We start from the raw sequence: 20,118 nt of genomic DNA, 5'->3' as shown, positions 1-20,118 counted from the left end.
AGAAAGATACAATAATTGAAAGCCCCACTTTGCCTAAGCAGTTACAAGTAACTATATTTAGCGACATGGAACAGGAATCCGTTAACCCGGCAATTGGCTCAATTCTCGACGAGCAGAAACTGAAGAACATTGTCTACCCGGCAAAGCTCTTCAGAACGCGCTTGAACGAAGAATTCATGCGTGCGAACCGCACCCGCAAGCCGTTCCTGTACATCAAGATGTATTCGCACCAGTACGACTTCTTCGGTTGGGGTAGCCCGAACAAGACCGTCGAAAACACCTGGCGAATCAGCATTTTGACCATGTTTTCGCACCTGCGCTTTATCGATGTCTTGGGCTACCTTTCCGACGGTAGCGGTCTCGGCATCATCTTGCTGAATTCCGACCTCTCGGTGCTGGAATCGATCCGCAAGGAGATTCTGCACAAGCTGAACGACGCAGGCCTTATCCAGACGTTGCGCATCAACCCCAAGAAGCCCATCTTTGAAGCCTATATCTATACCGGATACCAGGAAAAAGACAACCTGGAACTCGAAGATAAAATCAAGGACTTCAACAGCGCTAACGGTCGATTCTTCTCGCTTAGCCGCCTGAACCTTGACCACATCTGGGAACACCCGCACACCATTCGCTACCGCCACATGGTCAAGCGCATTGTCGACGTGACCTGCACCAGCATCGCGATTGTACTTTGTTCCCCGCTACTGCTTTTCTGCGCGGCCGCAGTCAAGATCAGTGACCCGAAGGGACCTGTCATATTCAAGCAGACCCGCGTAGGCAAGAACGGCAAGCTGTTCACCATGTACAAGTTCCGCAGCATGTACGTGGACGCCGAAGAACGCAAAAAGGAACTCATGGCCCAGAACGAAACGGGCGGCAAGACGTTCAAGATGAAGAACGACCCGCGCATCTATCCGTTCGGTCACGTGCTCCGCAAGTTCAGCCTCGACGAACTCCCACAGTTTTTCAATATCATCAAGGGCGACATGTCCATTGTGGGTCCGCGTCCGCCGATTCCGTCCGAAGTGGCGGAATACGAGCCCTGGCACCGCATGCGTCTGTCCGTAACGCCAGGTCTCACCTGCATTTGGCAGGTCAGCGGCCGCAGCAACATCAGCTTCGAAGGCCAGATGCGCCTCGACAACGACTACATCAAGCGCAATGGCAAGCTGAGCGACGACGTCTCGCTCATCCTCAAGACCTTCAAGGTCGTGTTCAAGGGCGAAGGCGCGTACTAGTCAGTGTGTAGTGAGAAATGTGAAATGTGTAGTGTGAAGTGTGAAATGTGAAATTTAAAAAGAGCAATGAAAAAATTTCATTGCTCTTTTTTGTTGATTAAATTGTCGAGGCTTGATTATCTGTTGTTCAGGTAGTCAAGCACTTTCTGCGTTAGGTCGTTCTCTTTTTTCCAGAACACTACGGCGCCCGTTGCCCGGTCAACCACCATGTCGTAGCCTTCCTGCAAGGCGATTTCGTTAATGGCCTTACGGATCAACTGAATGATCGGACCGCTCACCTTTTCGTTTTCAGAAATCAGTTCTCCCTTACGGCCGTACACGCGGTCGATAAAGCTCTTGAGTTCCATATCCTTCTTGTTGTACTCGGCTTCGAGCTCGCGCTTCTTTTCGTCGCTGAGCATAAGCACCTGCTTGTCGAGCTTTTCCTTAATGGCGGCAAGTTCCTTCTGCAGCAAGTTGCCCTGCTGTTCCCACTTGGCCACCTGGCGGTCGTACTCTTCCTGGGCGCGCTTGGTGCCCTTGTAGCCGTCAAAGATCAGCTTGGAATCCACATGTGCAATGCGGAGTCCATCTTCGGCAAACGAGACGGTCGCAAACGCAAGCATTAAAGCCATCAGCAGATGTTTAAGCATAAAGCCTCCTTAGAATCCCTGGCCAATGACAAAGTTGAACTGCATGTCGCCCACTTCGGTACGCTGTGTGCCGCTATAGGTTTCGCCCACATCCAAGGGCCAGGCAAAGTCGAAGCCGATAATACCGAGCATCGGAACAATCACGCGGAAACCGAAACCGATATCCTTCTTGAGGCTCGTCGGATCCCATTCGTTGAGCGGGTTCCTGGAGGGTTCGGGCACCTTGGTGCGCGGGTTGTAGCGTTCACCGAACACGTTACCGGCGTCAAAGAAGAACGGCAACAGGTAGAAGGTCTGCGGCACAAGGCCGAGCTGGAGTTCGGCACCCGTGTACTGGTAGCTACGACCCAAGCGGCGGTAGCCGATAGAACCCGAGCTGTAACCACGCATCATGCCTTCGTAGCCCATCACGCCACCCATAGTGTAAAGCGTGCGGTACTGCAACTGGTCGCCAAAGATCACGCCGTACTGGTTCGTAAGGGCAATGGCCAGGCGGTCGCGGAACAGCGGGAACCACCACTTCACCGTAAGCTCAGTCTTCACGAAGTTGAAGTCACTAAACAGCACATCGTCTGCCCACTGGATATCGAGCACGTAGCGGGAACCTTCGGTCGGGAACTGAGGCAGGTTCTTGTCGTCACGCAACAGGCGGAAGTTCAAGGCCGATTCCACACCGGTGTAAACCACGTAGCTGTCATCGATGTTGGGGCCCTGCTTGTTCATGAGCCAGCTGTAACCGATCTGGCCGTAGAAATAGTCATCGGGCCACTTGAGGCGCTTACCCAGGTAGACAGAACCGCCGTAACGGGTAATGTCGGGGTCGTCATACTTGGACATGTTCCACCAGGAGTAGCTAAGGCTTGCACCCAAGGTAATCGGCTTATCCATGAACCAGGGTTCCTGGAAACTGATAGAAGCACTCTTCTTGTCGGCACCGTATTCCACGCTGAACGATGCAGCCTGGCCATCACCCATACAGCAGTTCGGAATAGACACGCTAGCCGTACCCACGACACCGTCGCTTTCGCTATAGGACACGCCCAAGCTGAACTGGCCGGTACCGGCTTCCTTTTCCTGTACGGTAAAGTCGAGGTCCACGTCCTGCTCGCCCACCACCTTGATGTCGGGTACGACCATGTCGAAGTAGTTGAGCTGCATGATTTCACGGAAGCTACGTTCCAACAAGGACTGACGGTAAGTATCGCCCGGATACAGGCGGACTTCGCGGCGGATCACCTTTTCGTTGGTCTTGGTATTGCCGTGAATATGCACCTTGTGAATCTGGGCAGGCAGGCCTTCGGTCATCCTGTAGGACAGGTTCACAATAGAATCGTTTTCGAACGTACGGGTTTCTTCGTACTGGGCAAACAGGTAGCCGTCTTCGCGGTAGGCATCCAGAAGGGCCTTGCGGGAAGCGTCGTACTTGTACTGGTCAAAGACTTCGCCGCTGTCGAGGCGGTAGGCATAGGCAAGCATCTTGTCGTTGAGCACTTCGTTACCCGAGAAGTGCAAGCCACCCATGTAGTACTTGCGGCCTTCGATCATGTGGATATGAATGAGGATCGAGCTCGACGTCTTGATATTGTCGTACTTGTTGAGGACCGGGAACATGTCTTCGATCATGTAGCGGACCATCAACTTTTCTTGATAAGTAGAGCGTTTCTTGACCTTGCGCAAGGAATCGATCTTGGGGTTCTTCCACTTGCGACCGTCGACAATGTCCAGGAATTCCTTACGGGCGCTTTCGTAGCGGATAATGTCGTTCAACATCTTCCAGGCGTCTTCTTCGGCCTTGACCGTGACCTTAGGTCTAGACACCCACGGCATTTCGCCCACTTCGCGGTGCCTGCGGAAGAAGTGCGTCACCTGCATGGTGGGCTTGCCCGCCATCTTGTACAAGGGCGTTGCGGAGTCGCCCAAGGCGAGGTTCAGCTGCTTGTAAAGGACTTCCAGGTTTTCGCCCAGCGGAACCATGCGGCCCATATAGAACAAGCAGGTGGAGTCCGGCAGGTATTCGGCACTGAATTCGGTCAGTTCTGCATCCAGGTAACCGAAATGACGAATAGCGTTCAACACCGTGTCGCGGTCAGCCTCAAAAATGTTTTCCTTGAATTCGCCGCCGCCCCACCACTGGTCGAGCTTTGTCACCATGTGTTCCATGATATCTTCGGCAGGCACATGATCGTTGCCCTGGATATCGAACTGGCGGACTTTGACCTTTTCACCTTCGCGGATAATGAAGGTCACCATATTCTTGTTTTCGTCGACCGGCGTTTCGCGGTAGCCCACTTCGGCCAGCAAGTAGCCTTCGGCGCGGTAAAAATCCAAAATAGCCTGGCGGTCGCGTTCGAGTTGGCTCTTGCTGTAAACCTGACCCGGAATCATACGGATCTTGAGTTTCAAATCTTCTTCGGATTCTTCATCACAGCCTTCGAATACGGCCGTATCCAATGCCGGGAGTTCCTTAATCTTGAAAATGAGGTCGACATCGGTGCCATCGCCCACATAGTCAATCCAGGCAGTCACATCGTCAAACAGGCCCGACTTGTAAAGGGACGTCACCGAGGACTGCACCTTTTCGGTCAGGGCCGTCGGAGAATAGCTTTGACCATCGCGAATACCGATACGGCTAAGGACCGCGCGGTCGTCCATGTGGACGGTACCTTCGACCTTTACCTTATGGATTTTATTTTCGACCATATAGCTCTCGGACATTTCGGACATGTCCAAAAGCTGGGCCTGAGCAAGCCCAACAAACACAGCAAATAGAAACAGCCAGCGAAAGCGCAGAATAAACCTACCTATAAACAAAATTCGGGACAAAAATACAAAAGTTATAAGCGGGAGACCCGCATGATTCTTTCCAAAAAGTAAAAAAACGGCATTTTTAGTGTTCGCACCCCACACTTTTTATATACATTCAGGGTATGACACAACAAGCACTGAGATTATCCGAGATTACTATTTCGAATCTGCGCTCTATTCAGAGGCAGACGTTTCCGCTCAGTAGCTTTACCGCACTCATCGGCTACAATAACGCGGGCAAAACGAATATCTTGATGGGTATTCGCTGGCTTTTGTCCAAATTTTCGCTGGATATTTCGTATTTTGACGACCCTAACGACCCCGTAGAAGTCATCGGCGTTTTTGATGGCATTACAGAGCAAGTGCTCAACCGCCTTGGTGAAGAATACGCCTCCGAAGTGCGACCGTTTTTGCAGAATACGCCACAAGGCCCCGGCCGCCTGCGCGTCAAGAAAGTGCAGCGCATTCCCAACGAAAATCCCGAAGCGCTCGAGCTTTTCGTATTCGTGCCGAGCAATCACCGCAAGGGCGACAAACGCGAATGGGTTCGCCCCAGTGAAGCGTTCAAGTTCGCTTACCACCGCATGTTCCCCGAATCGATTGCCATTTGGGATTTCGAAGGGAACCAGGCGTTCACCAAGCTCTTGCATGAAATTTTCAAGCCGCTGGAACGCCGTTTCGGCAACGAAATCAACACGCTTTTGAACAAATTCAGCGACCTGCTTTCGCCCGACAGCGAAAACCGCGCCGCCGAAATCGAGACCTTTGACCGGGAAGTCAACGAAAAACTTTCGCCGCTATTCCCAAGCGTCAAAGTGGAATTCGACATTCCCATGCCGACCCTTGAAACATTCCTCAAGAGCGCAAGCCTCAAGGTCATCGACGAAGACGACGGTTTTGAACGCGACATCAGCCGCATGGGTGAAGGCAGCAAGCGAGCTATCCAGATGGCACTGGTGCGTTACCTGGCCGATGTAAAAAAGCATCATCACAACCATTACCTTAGCCGCACGCTGCTGCTTATCGATTCGCCGGAACTTTACTTGCACCCGCAAGCAGTAGAACTCGTGCGCGTGGCTCTCAAGAACCTTTCGAACGAAGGTTACCAGGTGGTATTTGCCACCCACAGCGCCCAGATGGTTACCAGCGAAGACGTAAGCACCTCGCTACTCATCCGCAAGAACAAGGAGCGCGGCACCTACATGCGCAAGCGAATGGAAGACGCCGTGCACCAGGTGGTGCAAGATGCTCCCAGCCAGTTGCAAATGCTATTCAGCCTTAGCAACAGCAACGAGCTCCTGTTTGCCGACTATGTACTTTTGACCGAAGGCAAGACCGAATGGCGCGTGCTTCCGGCGCTTTTTGAGCGCATTACCGGGCAGTCCTTCGCCCTCATTAAATGCGCGCTGGTCCGCCAGGGCGGCGTGAGCAACACCCGCAAGAGCATGCAAGTGCTCGACGCCATGGACATGCCCGTGCGCGCCATCGTGGACCTAGATTACGCATTCACCACCGCCACCCGCGACGGATTCCTGGAAGCGAACGATCCCGACATCAAGTATTGCCGCGACCTGTTCCGCGAACTCGCCTTCCACAATCATTTGCGCTTGGTAAACGGGCTGCCCGTCAACAAGCACAGTAACATTAGCGCCTCCACCGCTTATGCCATGATGGCCGAAATGGAAGAAGCGCAACAACCCATCCGCAGCATTCACGCGAAGCTCCGCAACCAAGGCATTTGGGTGTGGACGCGCGGCGCCATCGAAGAACATCTAGGTCTCGAAGCCAAGAATGAACAGGCTTGGAGCAAGTTCATCGAACGCAGCAAATCATCGAACTTTATAAAAACTCTCCCCGACTACGCAAGTATCGAGGAGCTGTGTAATTGGATTATTGAAGGCAGCCGCGGGAATTAATTAAAAGAAACCCCTCGAGGGGTTTCTCATATATAAATCAAATTCTGAAATTCGTCTAGAAACAAGCAAGACCAGGAACGAGAACCGAAGCTGTATAAATAATACAGCGAGAGTTCTCGTGACGCCGTATTGCGAAGTTTATAGACGAATTAGTACGTGCCTAACAAGGCACGGACTTTTTCCATCATAGCCTTAGATTTAACGCGAGCCTTTTCCTTACCGTAGGCAAGAATCTTGTCGATTTCTTCGGTATGGCTGAGCAGGTAGAAGTACTTTTCACGAGCAGGGCCGAGGTGTTCTTCGAGCACATTCTGGAGTTCCTGCTTGGCATGGCCCCAGCCCATGCCACCTGCGCGGTAGCGGGCGGCGAGCGCTTCGGTCTGTTCCGGAGTCGCAAACAGCTTGTACAGTTTGAACACGTTGCAGGTGTCCGGATCCTTGGGTTCTTCGATACCCTGGGAGTTCGTCACGATTTTGCCAATCTTCTTTTTGAGAGCCTTGCTTTCCAAGAAAATGTCGATGACGTTGTCGTAGGACTTGCTCATCTTGCGACCGTCGAGACCGGGGATGATACCGGTGGTTTCTTGGAACACCGGTTCCGGAATCGTGAACACATCCTGTCCAAAATGCTTGTTGAACTTGATGGCGATATCGCGGGCGAATTCCACGTGCTGTTTCTGGTCCTTGCCGACCGGCACGATGTCTGCGCTGAACATCAAAATGTCAGCATCCATAAGGCACGGGTAGCAATAGAGGCCCATGTTCACGTTCGCATCCGGATCTTCGCCAGCGGCGTTATTCGCTTCGACCTTCGCCTTGTAGGCGTGGGCGCGGTTCATGAAACCCTTCGGCGTAAAGCAACTCAAAGCCCAGCTGAGTTCGAAAATTTCAGGGATGTCGCTCTGCTTGTAGAACAAGCCCTCTTCGGGGTTCAAGCCAAGGGCAAGCCAGGTTGCCGCAATCTTGTAGATGTTCGCACGCATTTCGGCGCCGTTCTGCACCGTAGTCAAAGCATGGTAATCGGCAATGAAATATACCGTATCGTAGGTCTTCGAAAGTTCAAGAGCCGGGCGAATTGCGCCCAAGTAGTTACCCAAGTGAGGTGTGCCGGTGGGCTTAATGCCCGTGAGTGAAATTTTTTTCATGGAACGATTTTAGGGTTTATTGTTTATTGTCTTTTAAAAGTTTGTCGAAATACACAATCGTCTTTTCGAGGCCCTGACGCAAGGGAATCGTCGGTTCCCAGCCGAGAGCGGATTTTGCAAGGTCAATGTTCGGACGGCGCATCTTGGGGTCATCACCCGGAAGCGGCTTGTACACGATCTTGCTTTTGGAACTCGTGAGTTCAAGAACTTCTTTAGCAAGTTCAAGCATCGTAAATTCGCCGGGGTTTCCGATGTTGACCGGTCCAATAATCTTGTCCTGGTTCATCATGCGGATAAAGCCTTCGATCAAGTCGTCTACATAGCAGAAGCTACGGGTCTGGCTACCGTCACCGTAAATGGTGATGTCTTCGCCCTTGAGCGCCTGCACAATAAAGTTACTGACGACGCGGCCATCGTTCATGAGCATGCGCGGGCCGTAGGTGTTAAAAATTCGCACGATGCGGATATCCACATTGTTCTGGCGGTGGTAATCCATGAACAGGGTTTCGGCGACGCGTTTGCCTTCGTCGTAGCAGCTACGGATGCCGATCGGGTTTACGTTTCCCCAATAGTCTTCAGTCTGCGGGTGCACCGCCGGGTCGCCATAGACTTCGCTGGTGCTTGCCTGCAAGATGCGTGCTTTTACGCGCTTGGCCATGCCAAGCATGTTGATGGCACCCATCACGCTCGTCTTGATGGTCTTTACCGGATTAAACTGGTAATGGATGGGGCTTGCGGGGCATGCCAAGTTAAAGATGCGGTCCACTTCCAACAGAATCGGTTCTGTCACATCGTGGCGGATCAGTTCGAAGCGATGATTGTCGCGCAGGTGGTCGACATTCATCAAACGACCCGTAAAGTAGTTGTCAAGGCAAATAACCTCGTGTCCGTCGTTCAAAAGACGTTCACACAAGTGACTTCCCAAAAACCCAGCCCCACCAGTAACTAGACAGCGCATATTAAGCTCCAATTATATGAGCATAATATAGCTATTATGGCCATAAGTGACATTAATCCCCCCCCTCTTAATTGAGAAAAATTACTCTTCTTCCGAGTCCCGCGATTCGTCGCTGTAAGCAGAAGTTGCCGTCCCGTTCAACGCCACCAGACGAATCCCTCGCAGCGTCAAAAACGGATCGTATTTATCAATCAAGGATGTTCTACGAGCGATGGTTTTCCCCCAACCACCGGTTGCATAGACGGGCATGTCATCGCAGCCCATTTCCTTCTTGATTTTTCCGATGAGGAACTCCAACTGAGCAAGGAATCCATACAGAAGACCAGCGCGGATTGCGTCATCGGTATTGTCCGCCACCACAGCCTCGGGCCATTCAATCGTCACAGGCAAAAGGCGCGCGGCCTTTTCCGTCAAGGCATCCAGGCTTGCATTAATGCCGGGAATAATCACGCCACCCGCAAAGGCGCCATCCTTCATGACGTCGAAAGTGGTAGCGGTCCCCATATCCACGACAATCGCATTCTTGAACCCCGCATCGCGCATAGCAATCACATTGCACAAGCGGTCAGCACCGGCCATCGACGGGTTCTGGTAATTAATCTGCAAACCCATGCAGTTCTTGGAATTCACCACCTGCACACGTTTTTTTAGCAAGGAATCCAAAGCCTTGATCCAAGGGCGTTCCAAAGCGGGCACCACGGTAGAAAGTCCCACGTGGGTAATCTCTTCTGACTTAATCTTGGAGAACCTCAATAGGCCGCCCACTTTATTCATCACTTCATCAGAGGTCGTTTCCTTGCGGGTCGTCAAGCGCCAATAATCCACCACCTTGGTATCCTTGAAAATACCAATCACCGTGTGGGAGTTGCCCACATCGACCACAAAGGAAATCGTATTCTTCTTTTCAGCAGTCTTTTTCATCTGTAAAATAGTCTTTTCCTTAAAAGATATAATTTTTTTTCAAATCTTGAGGATTTCTATATATGTATACATGACCAATTTATGGTATACGCTTTTACTCGTTCTAACCGCCGCCATCTGGGGGTCGGGCTTTGTAGCCCAAATTGAGGGCAACGCCTTCGGGCCGTTCACCTTTTCGTGCATACGTTGCTTTATCGCGGCTGGCTTTTTGGCCCTGATTTTCAAGATTCTCGACATTTTCGGCAAAAGTCCGCGCAGGCCGCGCTCCCCCGCCGAAACCAAGCTTCTTTGGAAAGCCGGATTCTTTTACGGGCTCGCCTTGTGCACGGCCATGAACCTGCAACAGCTGGGAATGTTTCTCGGCACCTCCGCCGGCAAGTCCGGATTCCTGACAGCGTGCTACATCGTGCTCGTGCCAGTCGTAAGGCTCATTCTCGGGCACCGCATTTCGGCAAAGACATGGATTTGCGTCGCGATTACCACCGTCGGGCTTTACCTGCTCTGCATCAAGGACGGTTTTTCATTGGAACTTTCGGATGGTGTTTCGCTGCTGTGCGCCCTCGCCTTTTCAATCCATATTTTGGTCATCGACAAGTTCGTGAACAAAGTCGACCCGATTCGCGTTTCGGCGATCCAGTTCCTCACTATCGGCGTTTTGACGGCTCCGCTCATGATTGTTTTCGACATGAAATTCCCTGTTATGGAATTTAGCACGATTGCTGCCGCGCTTGTCAATCCAAGAGCAGTCGCAGGACTTTGCTTTGCCGCCTTCTGCTCTAGCGGAATCGCCTACACGTTACAGATTGTTGCTCAAGACAAAGTAAAACCCACCATCGCTTCGCTTACGATGAGCCTGGAATCGGTTTTCGCCGTGCTTGCGGGCTGGGCAATTCTAGGGGAACAACTTTCAGCCCGCGAAATCTGCGGTTGCGCCATCATGATGGTCGCTATCGTTTTCGCACAAATTAGGCGCTAAAAAGCAAGCGACCCGCCCTGTTGATAAAAATTAACGTAAAAAATCGGAACAAAAGTTTCCACTTTAAAAAAAAAGAATATATTTTATTTACACATTTACGAGTGCAGAATTCACTACACTCTAATTGGGATTGGATGTATGAACAAATATAAATATCTATTGCCAGCGGCAATTATTGCCGCCGGTTTTTGGGCATGCGGCGACGAAAACACGACCGCTACCGAATGTACCACAGAACAGTGTCTCATTGACAAATATGGCGAATTTAACGCAGATTCGGCAAGTTTAGCCAATCAGCAGACGCCTGTCGAGACAATCGACTTTGAAATCAACGAAGGGCCGAACGTGATTGACGTTCCGTCAGACTCTTCGGGAGCAACCTCCCAAGAACCTGTCGTAACGCCTCAAGATTCCAACCAAACAGGCAACCCCGTTGACATTCAAAACGACTCTATTCCAAATAATTCTTACACATCTTCGAGTTCTTTGGCCTCAGAACCCGTCATCGGATCTTCGAGCAGTGGACACCATCATCACCGCTCTTCTAGCAGCTCTGTCGGCGACGTGAAACCCGCCGAATCCAGCTCCAGCGAAGAAGAAGTCATTCCGCCGACACCCGGCAACGACTTCGTGGAAGATCACCGCAGCGAATGCCAGATTGGCAATATTCCCACTAGCGTGAACAATGCCAAACTCCCGGACCCGTTCATGGGTCTTGATGGCAAGCGTATTTCTAGCAAGGCCGATTGGAAGTGCCGTCGCGAAGAAATCGGCGCCATGTACGAAAAACTCATGTTCGGCGAAAAGCCGCGCAATCCCGAAAAGGTCGAGGGCAAGAAGTCCGGCAACAAGTACACCGTCACCGTTACCGACAAGGGCAAGTCCGCCTCCTTCGACGTCACCATCAACAGCGCCGGCACCAAGGACAAGCCGAAGCCGGCCCTCATCGGCCTGGACCAGGGATTTGGCTCATGCGGAAGCCTCGGCTCCTCGACCAACGGCTTGGACATCGCCATGATAACCTTCAATACGAACAATGTCGCTCCCGAAAGCGGTGGCGGCAAGTTCTTCCAGCTTTACAACGGCGGCCAGGGCACCATTATCGCCTGGGCATGGGGCGTGAGCCGCCTGATCGACGCTTTGGAAAAAGACCCCGATGCAGGCATCGATGTCAAGCACCTGGCTGTTAGCGGTTGTTCCCGCCTGGGTAAGGCAGCCCTCGCCATCGGCGCTTTCGATGAACGTATCGCCCTCACCATTCCGCAGGAATCCGGTTCGGGCGGCGCATCGCTTTGGCGTGTAGGCGCCCAGGTCAACAAGCAGAAGGGCAAGCAGTTTGTGCAGGGCCTGGCCAGCGCTGGTTCCGAAGGCAAGTGGATGATTTCTAGCTTCAAGAACTACGACGGCAGGGAAAATACGCTCCCGTTCGACCAGCACATGCTCGTAAGCATGGTCGCTCCGCGTCCGCTCCTCATCATCGATAACGCTGGCCAGGAATGGCTGGGCGAAGTGCCGTCGAACTACTGCGGCCAGGCTTCTCTCGAAACCTACAAGGCTCTCGGCGTGACGGAAAATTACACCTATAGCCAGGAAGGCGGCCACGCGCACTGTTCGCTCCCGAACGGACAGTTCGACGAAGTCAAGGACTTTATGAACAAGTTCCTGCTCAATAAGGATGCCAAGACGGGTAAGATTGATTATTCCAAGAACACGCAGACCATCAATTTCAAGAAGTCCGAATGGATCGACTGGGAAACACCCACTTTGAACTAGCTCCCCTAGAAAACCAGACACCTCGAAAGCCCTTCGGCGCAAGCTGGGGGGCTTTTTTACATGCTCTTTTTGCATATTTTTATGCGTTTTTACTTTTTTTAAGGGTCGTTCACCTTGACAAAGCCCCTAAAATTTTCTCTATTTGGAGGCACATTTTCAAGTTTAACCCTTAACGGAGAAACAACATGCCTTGCGGAAAGAAAAGAAAGCGCAGGAAGATTGCGACTCACAAGCGTAAGAAGCGCCGTCGTCGTGACCGTCACAAAAAGAAACTTCGCTAATATCCGTTAGCATTCTATTGTGATTTCCTGTTAAAGACGGAGTGTAAAAGCTCCGTTTTTTAATTTTTTTTTGTTTTACGGGCTTGCCCAAAGGAATCAAAAATGATTGATCGCAACAAGCACTTCCTCCGCCTCATGGACTGGAGCGAAGAAAAAATCCTGGAAACTATCGAAATCGCTTCTCGCCTGAAGGCAGAAGTCCACGCCGGCAAGGTGTCTGACCGCCTGCACGGCCAGAACATCGCCATGTTCTTCGAAAAGCCCTCGCTGCGAACTATCACGACTTTCCAGGTAGGCATGAACCAGCTCGGCGGCCACGCCGTATTGCTCGCCCCGGATTCCATTGGCCTTGGCAAGCGCGAAAGCGTCAAGGATGTGGCCCGCTGCCTCAGCCGCTGGGTGAACGCTATCGTGGTCCGCTGCTTCAAGCAGGACTTGGTGGAACAGCTCGCCGAATACGGCAGCGTCCCCGTTGTGAACGCCTTGACCGACGACTACCACCCGTGCCAGGCAATCGCATTCGCCCAGATGATCAAGGAAAACCTCGGCGGTTTCAAGAATGCAGACGGCAAGCCCAAGACAGTCGCTTTTATCGGTGACGGCAACAACGTGGCAAACTCCTTCCTCGCACTCGCCTCCAAGGTGGGCATGAACTTCACGCTCGCCTGCCCGAAGGGCTTTGAACAGCCCGCCAAGGTGGTCGAAGAAGCTCAAGAAGGCTTGAAGAAACACTGCTGCCAGTACCGCGTATTCCACGATCCGAAGGAAGCCGTCAAAGACGCCGACATTCTCTATAGCGACGTGTGGGTTTCTATGGGTCAGGAAGGCGAAAAGGCTACGAAGCAGTCTCACTTCTTGCCGTTCCAGATTAACGACGAACTCCTGAAGCTTGCTCCGGCACACTGCAAGGTCAGCCACTGCCTGCCGGCTCACCGCGGCGAAGAAATCACGGACTCCGTGATGGACAACCTCGACGTGAACATGAGCTTCGAAGAAGCGGAAAACCGCCTGCACGCACACAAAGCCGTGCTGTGGCAGGTCATGCCGCCTTTTGCTAAATAAACTTCGTGATACTTCGTTGCGCTCGCACCTCACGTACAATTCTCGTACGCTACGGGCGAGCGACGCCTCGTCTCACTCGTTTCTTAAGCAAAATGCGATACCATAGATAGTTTCTCAAAAAACAGATTTTAGCTCGACAACTGCCGAGCTTCACTTTTTTATATTTGCACGCGAAAATGTTCAAGGAGTAAGATATGTCTTTTATCCAGGAACTTAAGGAAAAGGTTTTAAGCGGTTACGAAATCAACCGCGAAGAAGCAATCAAGCTTTTAGGTGAAAACCTCGACGAACTCACGAAAGCCGCGAACGAAATCCGCGAAAAATTCCACGGCAACGATTTTGACTTTTGCTCTATCGTGAACGCTCGTAGCGGGCGTTGCTCCGAAAACTGCAAGTACTGCGCCCAGAGCAGCTACTACCACACCGGCGCCCCCGAATACAAGCTCCTCAGCGCCGACGAAATCGTAGCCGACGCCAAGAAGAAAGAAGCCGCAGGCATTCCGCGTTACTCCATCGTGACCTCGGGCCGCACGCTCTCGAACCGCGACGTAGAACAGATTTCAGAAGCCATTCGACGCCTCAAGAAAGAAACCAAACTTTCCGTATGCCTTTCGGCAGGGCTCTTGAACCGCGAGCAGTTCGACAAGCTCAAGGAGGCGGGCCTCACCCGCTTCCACAACAACCTGGAAACTTACCGCAGGCATTTTCCCGACGTATGCACCACGCACACCTATGACGACAAAATCGGTGCACTCCAAAACGCCCTTGCCGCAGGCCTTGAAATCTGCAGCGGCGGCATCATGGGCCTCGGCGAAACCATGGAAGACCGCATCGACATGTGCCTCGATCTCCGCAAGCTCGGCGTCAAGTCCACGCCGGTGAATGTGTTGAATGCCATCCCGGGCACGCCCTACGAGAATCTTCCGAAACTCACGAACGACGAATTCTGCCGCATCGTGGCAATTTACAGGTTCATCAACCCGAAAGCATTCATCCGCCTCGCGGGTGGCCGCGGCGTCTTGGGCGACGACGGCAAACGCGCCTTCAAGAGCGGCGCAAACGCAGCCATCACCGACGACATGCTCACCACCGCAGGCGTCAACAGCTGCAAGGACTTCGAACTCGTAAAGGGCCTCGGATTCAAGCCGCATGGATTCATCGGCTAGCGCCGACTATTCCAAATTGGAATATCGAAATTAAAGAAAACCGTACCACTTTAAAAATAAAGTGGTATATTAATCATTGAGCCCTTCTGGTGGATAAGAAGCGCCGGCGTCGCAGCCGTTCCAGTCAGCAATCGCGAGCCGCAAGTCTCTAGACGAGACAGACCCACCAGAGCGGCTTTTTTTTGTACTCCTTGTTCCCGGACGTTTGTTTGAACGGTCCGGGATTTTTTGATTCAGTCTTTTTTCCAGACTACCCTATGAATATGACAATACCATTTCGCACTCGTACAACAGCGTACCAGTCCAGGCTAATATGTAAAGAAAAATGGCTATTCCAACTTGGAAGGGGGTTGCCTTTTGAGCGTGTAAAAAGGTATATTTAGAAGGAACGTTATCGGAGTAAAACCATGATAGCAACTGCAAAAGGATTTTTCGATGGGCAGCAGATTGTGCTAGAACCACCTGTTCGGCTAGAAGCGGGACAGGAGGTTGTTATCGCATATACGGTCGTAGCGTCCTCTGAAAAAAAGAATGCAAAAGCGGATCTCGTTGATTCGCTTATTGGTGCTATTCCCAATACAGGAAAGTCACTAGAAGATTACCGTTCAGAGAGACTCGAAAAGTATGCAGATAATGGTTGACACCAATGTTGTTCTAGATGTTCTGCTGAATAGAACCGCCCATGTGAACGAATCGGCAGCAGTTCTCAAAGCAGCATCAGACGATATCCAAGAATTCATTTCGGCTTCCGCAATTACGGATATTTATTACATCGCACAAAAGGAATTGAAAAAACCGTCCTTAACAAAACAGCTTCTTCGCAACCTACTCCAAATTGTCCATGTTTCTTCCGTATCAGAAGTCGACATTTGGGCGGCTCTCGATAGCGGATGGGAAGATTTTGAAGATGCTGTTCAGAACTCCGTTGCAGAACATCACCGGTTCGACTGTATCGTCACCCGCAACACTTCCGATTACAGCAATTCCGCATTGTCTGTAATGACTCCGAAGGAATTCGTCAACAAGTTCGTTTCGAAATAATCTTTTTCAAGTATGATAAAAGGACCGCAGCATTTTATTGCTACGGTCTTTAATGTTCTGGATCCTTCGACTTCGGGCTACGCCCTTCGCTCAGGATGACACGCTTACGCTAGGAGATCCCCACCTTGGTGGCCATGCGCACTAAGCACTAAAGTGCTAAGTGCTGTCCGCCCGCCTTCGCGGGGATGACATTAAGCATTAAATCTCTTCAATGCTCGCGTGATATTCCTGAAGAGATTTAACCGCGCCGTGGCCATTGCGGGCGGCGGCGATGCCCTTGACGGTGTTGTAGGCACCGGCGAGGGTCGTGATGTACGGAACCTTGTACTTGATGGCGGCCTTGCGGATGGCGCTTTCGTCCTTGATGGCGTCGCGCTTTGCCCACGGAGTGTTGATGATGAGGTTCACCTGCTTGTTCAGGATGATGTCGAGGACGTTGGGGCGGCCTTCAGCAATCTTGTTCACGACTTCGCACTTGACGCCGGCCTTCTCGTAGAACTTGGCGGTACCTTCGGTAGCGTAAATCTTGAAGCCGAGCTTCTGGAATTCCTTGCCGATTTCGATGGCCTGTTCAGACAAGTTAACCTTGTCGGAGAGGCTAATCAGCACGGCACCTTCGTTCGGGAGGAAGGAACCAGCGGCTTCCTGGCTCTTGTAGTAAGCGAGGGCGTAGTCGTCGGAGAGGCCGAGCACTTCGCCGGTAGAGCGCATTTCGGGGCCGAGAACCGGGTCCACCTTCGGGAACTTGTCGAACGGGAACACAGCTTCCTTGGCACCGTGGTGGTTGAACTTCTTGTCCTTGAGCTTCAGGTCTTCGAGCTTCGCGCCGAGCATGAGGCGCGTAGCGAGGCGGGCCATCTGCGTGTTACAAACCTTGGAGACCAGAGGCACCGTGCGGGATGCACGCGGGTTCGCTTCGAGCACGAACACCTTGCCATCTTCGATAGCGTACTGCATGTTCATGAGGCCGCACACGTGGAGGGCTTCAGCAATCTTGCGCGTGTAATCCTTGATGGTTGCCAAGTTTTCCTTCGTGATGGTCACCGGCGGGATAATGCAAGCGGAGTCACCGGAGTGGACACCGGCAAGTTCCACGTGTTCCATCACGGACGGGATGTAAACGTGTTCGCCGTCGGAGAGAGCGTCGGCTTCGCATTCCAAAGCGTTGTGGAGGAAGCGGTCGATGAGGAGCGGACGATCCGGGGTCACGCCGACAGCCTTGGCAACGTATTCGCGGAGCATGTTTTCGTCGTAGATGACTTCCATGCCGCGGCCGCCAAGCACGAAGCTCGGGCGGATCATCACCGGGTAGCCACCGATCTGCTTGACGCAAGCGAGGGCTTCGTCGATGTTCGTGGCCATGCCGCTTTCCGGCATCGGGATATCCAGCTTGTCCATCATCTTGCGGAACAGGTCGCGGTCTTCAGCGATGTCGATGGAGTCGATGCTCGTACCGAGAATCTTGACGCCTTCGTCGCTCAAGGCGCGGGCGATGTTCAGCGGAGTCTGGCCACCGAACTGCACGATCACGCCAGCCGGCTTTTGACGCCTTTGGCGTCCGCCGCTACACCTCGGTCATAAAAATGAACGAGTTCATTTTTGCGACACTCGGCTTGCAGGCTTTTCCTTGTGGTAAATCTGGAGAACGTAACCTACGCTTTGGGGGCGTTCCCCACCCTAGTGGCCATGCGCACTAAACAACAAGTTGTTAAGTGCTGTCCGCCCACTGGCGTGGGTCGGGCTATATTTTAGGGGCGGTCGCCTTCGCTTCGCTCGCCGCCCACCTCCTAAAACGGCACCACAGTGCCGCCCCAAGGGGTCACTATCCCTAACGCAAATGTGGCAGATAATGCGAATTTAACGTAAAACAGGCTTTTTCAACAAAAAATTCAGATACTTTACCCTACATTTGTTAAAATTTTATATATTGTAGGGTAATGAGTATCGTAAGCGGAATATTGGAAGAAGAATTAAATCGGTTGGAAAATCTCCAATCGAAGTATTCCGCCAATCTTGCATCATTACCCAAGGGAGCGCTTCGAAAGCGTAAAATCGGACAAAAGGTTTATCTCTACCTGATTTCCAGAAAAGGCGAACATGTCGTAACGGATTACCTTTGCCAAGAAGGCTCCCCCGAAGCCGAACGCTTCGAAGAGCAAGATGCCAAAAGACGAGAACTCAAAGTAAAAATGAAGAAGGTAAAAGAAGACCTTGCAGAAATAAGGAGGAGTCTTGGAAAACTCGGCAGAAAATAATTTCGTAGAAATCCTTGTTCAACTTCAAAATGCAGGTGCTCTTCGAAGGCTTGTCCTTGTCGGCAGCTGGTGTTTGCTCGTTTACAAAAACGTATATAACAACGCACCGGAAATTCCCGCCTTGAGAACGACAGATCTTGATTTTTTGGTTCGTGAGCCAAATGTAAATATTCCCAAAATTAACATTCCCGACATTTTGGAAAAGCTCGGTTTCGAACCGTTAAACGACCTTGCATCGGGTCTCACGAAATATGAGCGTGAAGACTTGGAAATAGAATTTCTTGTTGCCAGGATGCGCAATGGCGACAGCGTTGTGAAAATTCCACACTTGACTCTTTCTGCGCAGATGCTCGCCTATATGGACATTGCCAACAAATACGCTCAGCCCGTAACATTCAAAGATATCAACTTGAATGTTCCTGAGATGCCTGCTTTTGTCTTACACAAAATTCTTGTTCAACCTCTGCGAAACGACGGTGCGAAAAAAGAGAAAGATGCCGCAACAATTCGATCTCTAAGCGACCTCATTATAGACCGAGCAGAATTGACTACGCGGACAAAAGAAATTTTCTCCGAATTTCCTCCCAAGTGGCGGAACAAAATCCTATCAGAAGCAAAAGAGAAATACCCGAATATTGTGAAGGCTCTTGAGGGTTAAATTAAGAACTGAAAAAGGCAAATAAAAATGGAGTTCGGCATGGAAGAGAAAAACAGTATTGAACCAATTAATTTCCCTCCTATTTTATACAAATACATGCCCGAATGGCCTTATGCGCTAAACACGCTAACAACAAGATATTTTTATTTCTCTCCTATTACCGATTTCAACGATCCATTTGAGGGAAAATTTTTTGATGATGCAAGATACAGCAAGGACGATTTTCGCAACTATTTTAGAAATACCTGTCATGCATCTGAAGAGTACATGAAATCATTAGAAAACATCCTTCAAAATGATGAAAATTGGGAATCTGATTTAAAAAACAGATTAATACAGGAAAAAGAATCTATTGAAAAAGAGTTTGGCATTCTATGTCTGAGCGAAACCCCTAAAGACATCCTTATGTGGAGTCATTATGCAAATTCACACAAAGGTATTGTAATCGGAATTAATCCCAAAATTTTATGGAAGAACATGACATTCTCCAAACCTGGAGGACTTTTGGAACCCGTGCAATACAAAAAAAACTACCCGAAGGTCAATTTCTTTAAGGAACAAAAAGACGTCATGGATAAATGGTTCTTTACCAAATATGAAGAATGGTCTTATGAAAAGGAATGGCGAGCAATCCATAAGTCAGGGCTAATTCAATTTCCAAAAGAACTTATCACGTCCGTTTATTTTGGGGCGAAATTCAATTTAAAAAAGCAAGACTTTTGGATTAAGCAAATTATCGATTCAGGAATAAGTCCTCAAATATTTCAAGCGACATTGAATAAATCGTCCTATCAGATTGATTTTTCGGAAATTTTCAACAATCCGTAATACAAAAAAAATACATTGACATTCAACGATAAAATTTTACAAGGACCTTTGCGTTCGTCCTCTTTGTATTTCTCCGGCATTTGCTCCAAAATTTTCCTTACCCTCAAAACAGGGTAGTGTCAAGGGTTTTTCGCAAAAATAGTTTGTCCCAACATCAGATCTAGGCTACATTTCCGTCCTTTTCCTGTTCCCGTTTCAGTTCGTTTTCCTTTTCCTGCTCGTATAGGTGTTTCATGTTCAGGTACCTCTTGGTGCCCCATTCCTTCGAAGCGACATGCCTTAGCCTTGCGCAGACAAGCATAAGGGCCGATTCCCCGTCCGGGAAGCAGCCGACAACACGAGTCCTTCTGCGTATCTCGCGATTCAGCCGTTCGAGGATGTTGTTCGTCCGGATATTGCGCCAGTGCTGGCTGGGGAACTCGAGGTATGTCAGCGTTTCGCCAACTCCCTTCGCGTACATGTC

General features: G+C 50.8%; 17 protein-coding genes and 1 pseudogene. 11 read left to right on the top strand and 7 right to left on the bottom strand.

The window, feature by feature from the left end:
• Nucleotides 1-65 precede the first annotated feature (65 nt).
• Nucleotides 66-1,238, top strand: a complete 1,173-nt coding sequence (locus BUC02_RS07230; RefSeq protein WP_073320718.1) for a sugar transferase — start codon at nucleotides 66-68, stop codon at nucleotides 1,236-1,238.
• Nucleotides 1,239-1,354: 116 nt separating this feature from the next.
• Here BUC02_RS07230 and BUC02_RS07225 read toward each other — a convergent pair whose 3' ends face one another.
• Nucleotides 1,355-1,870, bottom strand: a complete 516-nt coding sequence (locus tag BUC02_RS07225; RefSeq protein WP_073320715.1) for an OmpH/Skp family outer membrane protein — start codon at nucleotides 1,868-1,870, stop codon at nucleotides 1,355-1,357.
• Nucleotides 1,871-1,879: 9 nt separating this feature from the next.
• Nucleotides 1,880-4,570 (bottom strand): BamA/OMP85 family outer membrane protein, encoded by a 2,691-nt coding sequence (locus BUC02_RS07220; RefSeq protein ID WP_249268799.1) that lies wholly within the window; start codon nucleotides 4,568-4,570, stop codon nucleotides 1,880-1,882.
• Nucleotides 4,571-4,797: 227 nt separating this feature from the next.
• Between BUC02_RS07220 and BUC02_RS07215 the strand changes: the two genes are divergently transcribed.
• Nucleotides 4,798-6,591 (top strand): ATP-dependent nuclease, encoded by a 1,794-nt coding sequence (locus BUC02_RS07215; protein WP_073320713.1) that lies wholly within the window; start codon nucleotides 4,798-4,800, stop codon nucleotides 6,589-6,591.
• Nucleotides 6,592-6,740: 149 nt separating this feature from the next.
• Here the strand turns inward: BUC02_RS07215 and trpS are convergent, their stop codons facing one another.
• The 3 genes from trpS to BUC02_RS07200 form a co-directional block, all read right to left on the bottom strand.
• The gene (trpS, locus tag BUC02_RS07210) at nucleotides 6,741-7,736 is read right to left on the bottom strand and encodes a tryptophan--tRNA ligase (RefSeq protein ID WP_073320710.1); all 996 of its coding nucleotides are present in this window, start codon (nucleotides 7,734-7,736) and stop codon (nucleotides 6,741-6,743) included.
• A 16-nt stretch (nucleotides 7,737-7,752) separates the two neighbouring features.
• On the bottom strand, nucleotides 7,753-8,694 hold the full coding sequence (locus BUC02_RS07205) for a UDP-glucuronic acid decarboxylase family protein (protein ID WP_072798431.1): 942 nt from the start codon (nucleotides 8,692-8,694) through the stop codon (nucleotides 7,753-7,755).
• Nucleotides 8,695-8,775: 81 nt separating this feature from the next.
• A complete protein-coding gene (locus BUC02_RS07200; RefSeq protein ID WP_073320707.1) occupies nucleotides 8,776-9,615 on the bottom strand; it encodes a type III pantothenate kinase in 840 nt (279 codons plus the stop codon).
• A gap of 70 nt (nucleotides 9,616-9,685) precedes the next feature.
• On the opposite strand from BUC02_RS07200, the gene BUC02_RS07195 reads away from it, so the two are divergent.
• The 6 genes from BUC02_RS07195 to BUC02_RS07170 all read left to right on the top strand — a co-directional run bounded on the left by BUC02_RS07195 (nucleotide 9,686) and on the right by BUC02_RS07170 (nucleotide 15,914).
• Entirely contained in the window at nucleotides 9,686-10,591 is a 906-nt protein-coding gene (locus BUC02_RS07195; protein ID WP_073320704.1) for a DMT family transporter, read from the top strand.
• Between the two features lie 138 nt (nucleotides 10,592-10,729).
• Complete coding sequence (locus BUC02_RS07190) at nucleotides 10,730-12,364, top strand: glucuronyl esterase domain-containing protein (RefSeq protein ID WP_073320701.1); 1,635 nt, start codon at nucleotides 10,730-10,732, stop codon at nucleotides 12,362-12,364.
• A 383-nt stretch (nucleotides 12,365-12,747) separates the two neighbouring features.
• Entirely contained in the window at nucleotides 12,748-13,707 is a 960-nt protein-coding gene (gene argF / locus BUC02_RS07185) for an ornithine carbamoyltransferase (protein ID WP_073320698.1), read from the top strand.
• Between the two features lie 194 nt (nucleotides 13,708-13,901).
• Nucleotides 13,902-14,873, top strand: coding sequence for a biotin synthase BioB (gene bioB, locus BUC02_RS07180; RefSeq protein ID WP_073320695.1), 972 nt, complete (start codon nucleotides 13,902-13,904; stop codon nucleotides 14,871-14,873).
• A gap of 407 nt (nucleotides 14,874-15,280) precedes the next feature.
• A complete protein-coding gene (locus BUC02_RS07175; RefSeq protein ID WP_073320693.1) occupies nucleotides 15,281-15,514 on the top strand; it encodes a hypothetical protein in 234 nt (77 codons plus the stop codon).
• Nucleotides 15,498-15,914, top strand: coding sequence for a PIN domain-containing protein (locus BUC02_RS07170; RefSeq protein WP_073320689.1), 417 nt, complete (start codon nucleotides 15,498-15,500; stop codon nucleotides 15,912-15,914). Before BUC02_RS07175 ends, BUC02_RS07170 begins: the two co-directional genes overlap by 17 nt.
• Before the next feature lie 198 nt (nucleotides 15,915-16,112).
• Here BUC02_RS07170 and BUC02_RS07165 read toward each other — a convergent pair.
• Nucleotides 16,113-17,462 (bottom strand): annotated as a pseudogene (locus tag BUC02_RS07165) (ATP-grasp domain-containing protein); the annotation flags it as partial.
• 410 nt (nucleotides 17,463-17,872) lie between these two features.
• Between BUC02_RS07165 and BUC02_RS07160 the strand changes: the two are divergent.
• From BUC02_RS07160 to BUC02_RS07150, 3 genes are read left to right on the top strand one after another with little or no spacing between them, the layout of a single operon-like run.
• Nucleotides 17,873-18,169 (top strand): hypothetical protein, encoded by a 297-nt coding sequence (locus tag BUC02_RS07160; protein ID WP_254794142.1) that lies wholly within the window; start codon nucleotides 17,873-17,875, stop codon nucleotides 18,167-18,169.
• A complete protein-coding gene (locus BUC02_RS07155) occupies nucleotides 18,147-18,827 on the top strand; it encodes a GSU2403 family nucleotidyltransferase fold protein (protein WP_073320683.1) in 681 nt (226 codons plus the stop codon). The genes BUC02_RS07160 and BUC02_RS07155 overlap by 23 nt, the downstream gene beginning before the upstream one ends.
• Nucleotides 18,828-18,866: 39 nt before the next feature.
• Complete coding sequence (locus tag BUC02_RS07150; RefSeq protein ID WP_175549815.1) at nucleotides 18,867-19,655, top strand: DUF2971 domain-containing protein; 789 nt, start codon at nucleotides 18,867-18,869, stop codon at nucleotides 19,653-19,655.
• 160 nt (nucleotides 19,656-19,815) lie between these two features.
• Here the strand turns inward: BUC02_RS07150 and BUC02_RS07145 are convergent.
• Nucleotides 19,816-20,118 (bottom strand): transposase (locus BUC02_RS07145; RefSeq protein WP_175549814.1); only part of this gene is annotated, 303 nt, incomplete at its 5' end.

Origin of the sequence: Fibrobacter sp. UWOV1 (genome assembly GCF_900142495.1) — a bacterium.
Taxonomy (GTDB): Bacteria; Fibrobacterota; Fibrobacteria; order Fibrobacterales; family Fibrobacteraceae; genus Fibrobacter.
The sequence above is the reverse complement of the archived record's forward strand: the minus strand, read 5'-3'. Positions and strand labels throughout refer to the sequence as shown.

Bases quoted from the DNA above. Each gene is read 5' to 3' on its own strand.
- BUC02_RS07230 (WP_073320718.1), top strand. From the start codon at position 66: ATGGAACAGGAATCCGTTAACCCGGCAATTGGCTCAATTCTCGACGAG.
- BUC02_RS07225 (WP_073320715.1), bottom strand. From the start codon at position 1,870: ATGCTTAAACATCTGCTGATGGCTTTAATGCTTGCGTTTGCGACCGTC.
- BUC02_RS07220 (WP_249268799.1), bottom strand. From the start codon at position 4,570: ATGGTCGAAAATAAAATCCATAAGGTAAAGGTCGAAGGTACCGTCCAC.
- BUC02_RS07215 (WP_073320713.1), top strand. From the start codon at position 4,798: ATGACACAACAAGCACTGAGATTATCCGAGATTACTATTTCGAATCTG.
- trpS (WP_073320710.1), bottom strand. From the start codon at position 7,736: ATGAAAAAAATTTCACTCACGGGCATTAAGCCCACCGGCACACCTCAC.
- BUC02_RS07205 (WP_072798431.1), bottom strand. From the start codon at position 8,694: ATGCGCTGTCTAGTTACTGGTGGGGCTGGGTTTTTGGGAAGTCACTTG.
- BUC02_RS07200 (WP_073320707.1), bottom strand. From the start codon at position 9,615: ATGAAAAAGACTGCTGAAAAGAAGAATACGATTTCCTTTGTGGTCGAT.
- BUC02_RS07195 (WP_073320704.1), top strand. From the start codon at position 9,686: ATGACCAATTTATGGTATACGCTTTTACTCGTTCTAACCGCCGCCATC.
- BUC02_RS07190 (WP_073320701.1), top strand. From the start codon at position 10,730: ATGAACAAATATAAATATCTATTGCCAGCGGCAATTATTGCCGCCGGT.
- argF (WP_073320698.1), top strand. From the start codon at position 12,748: ATGATTGATCGCAACAAGCACTTCCTCCGCCTCATGGACTGGAGCGAA.
- bioB (WP_073320695.1), top strand. From the start codon at position 13,902: ATGTCTTTTATCCAGGAACTTAAGGAAAAGGTTTTAAGCGGTTACGAA.
- BUC02_RS07175 (WP_073320693.1), top strand. From the start codon at position 15,281: ATGATAGCAACTGCAAAAGGATTTTTCGATGGGCAGCAGATTGTGCTA.
- BUC02_RS07170 (WP_073320689.1), top strand. From the start codon at position 15,498: ATGCAGATAATGGTTGACACCAATGTTGTTCTAGATGTTCTGCTGAAT.
- BUC02_RS07150 (WP_175549815.1), top strand. From the start codon at position 18,867: ATGGAAGAGAAAAACAGTATTGAACCAATTAATTTCCCTCCTATTTTA.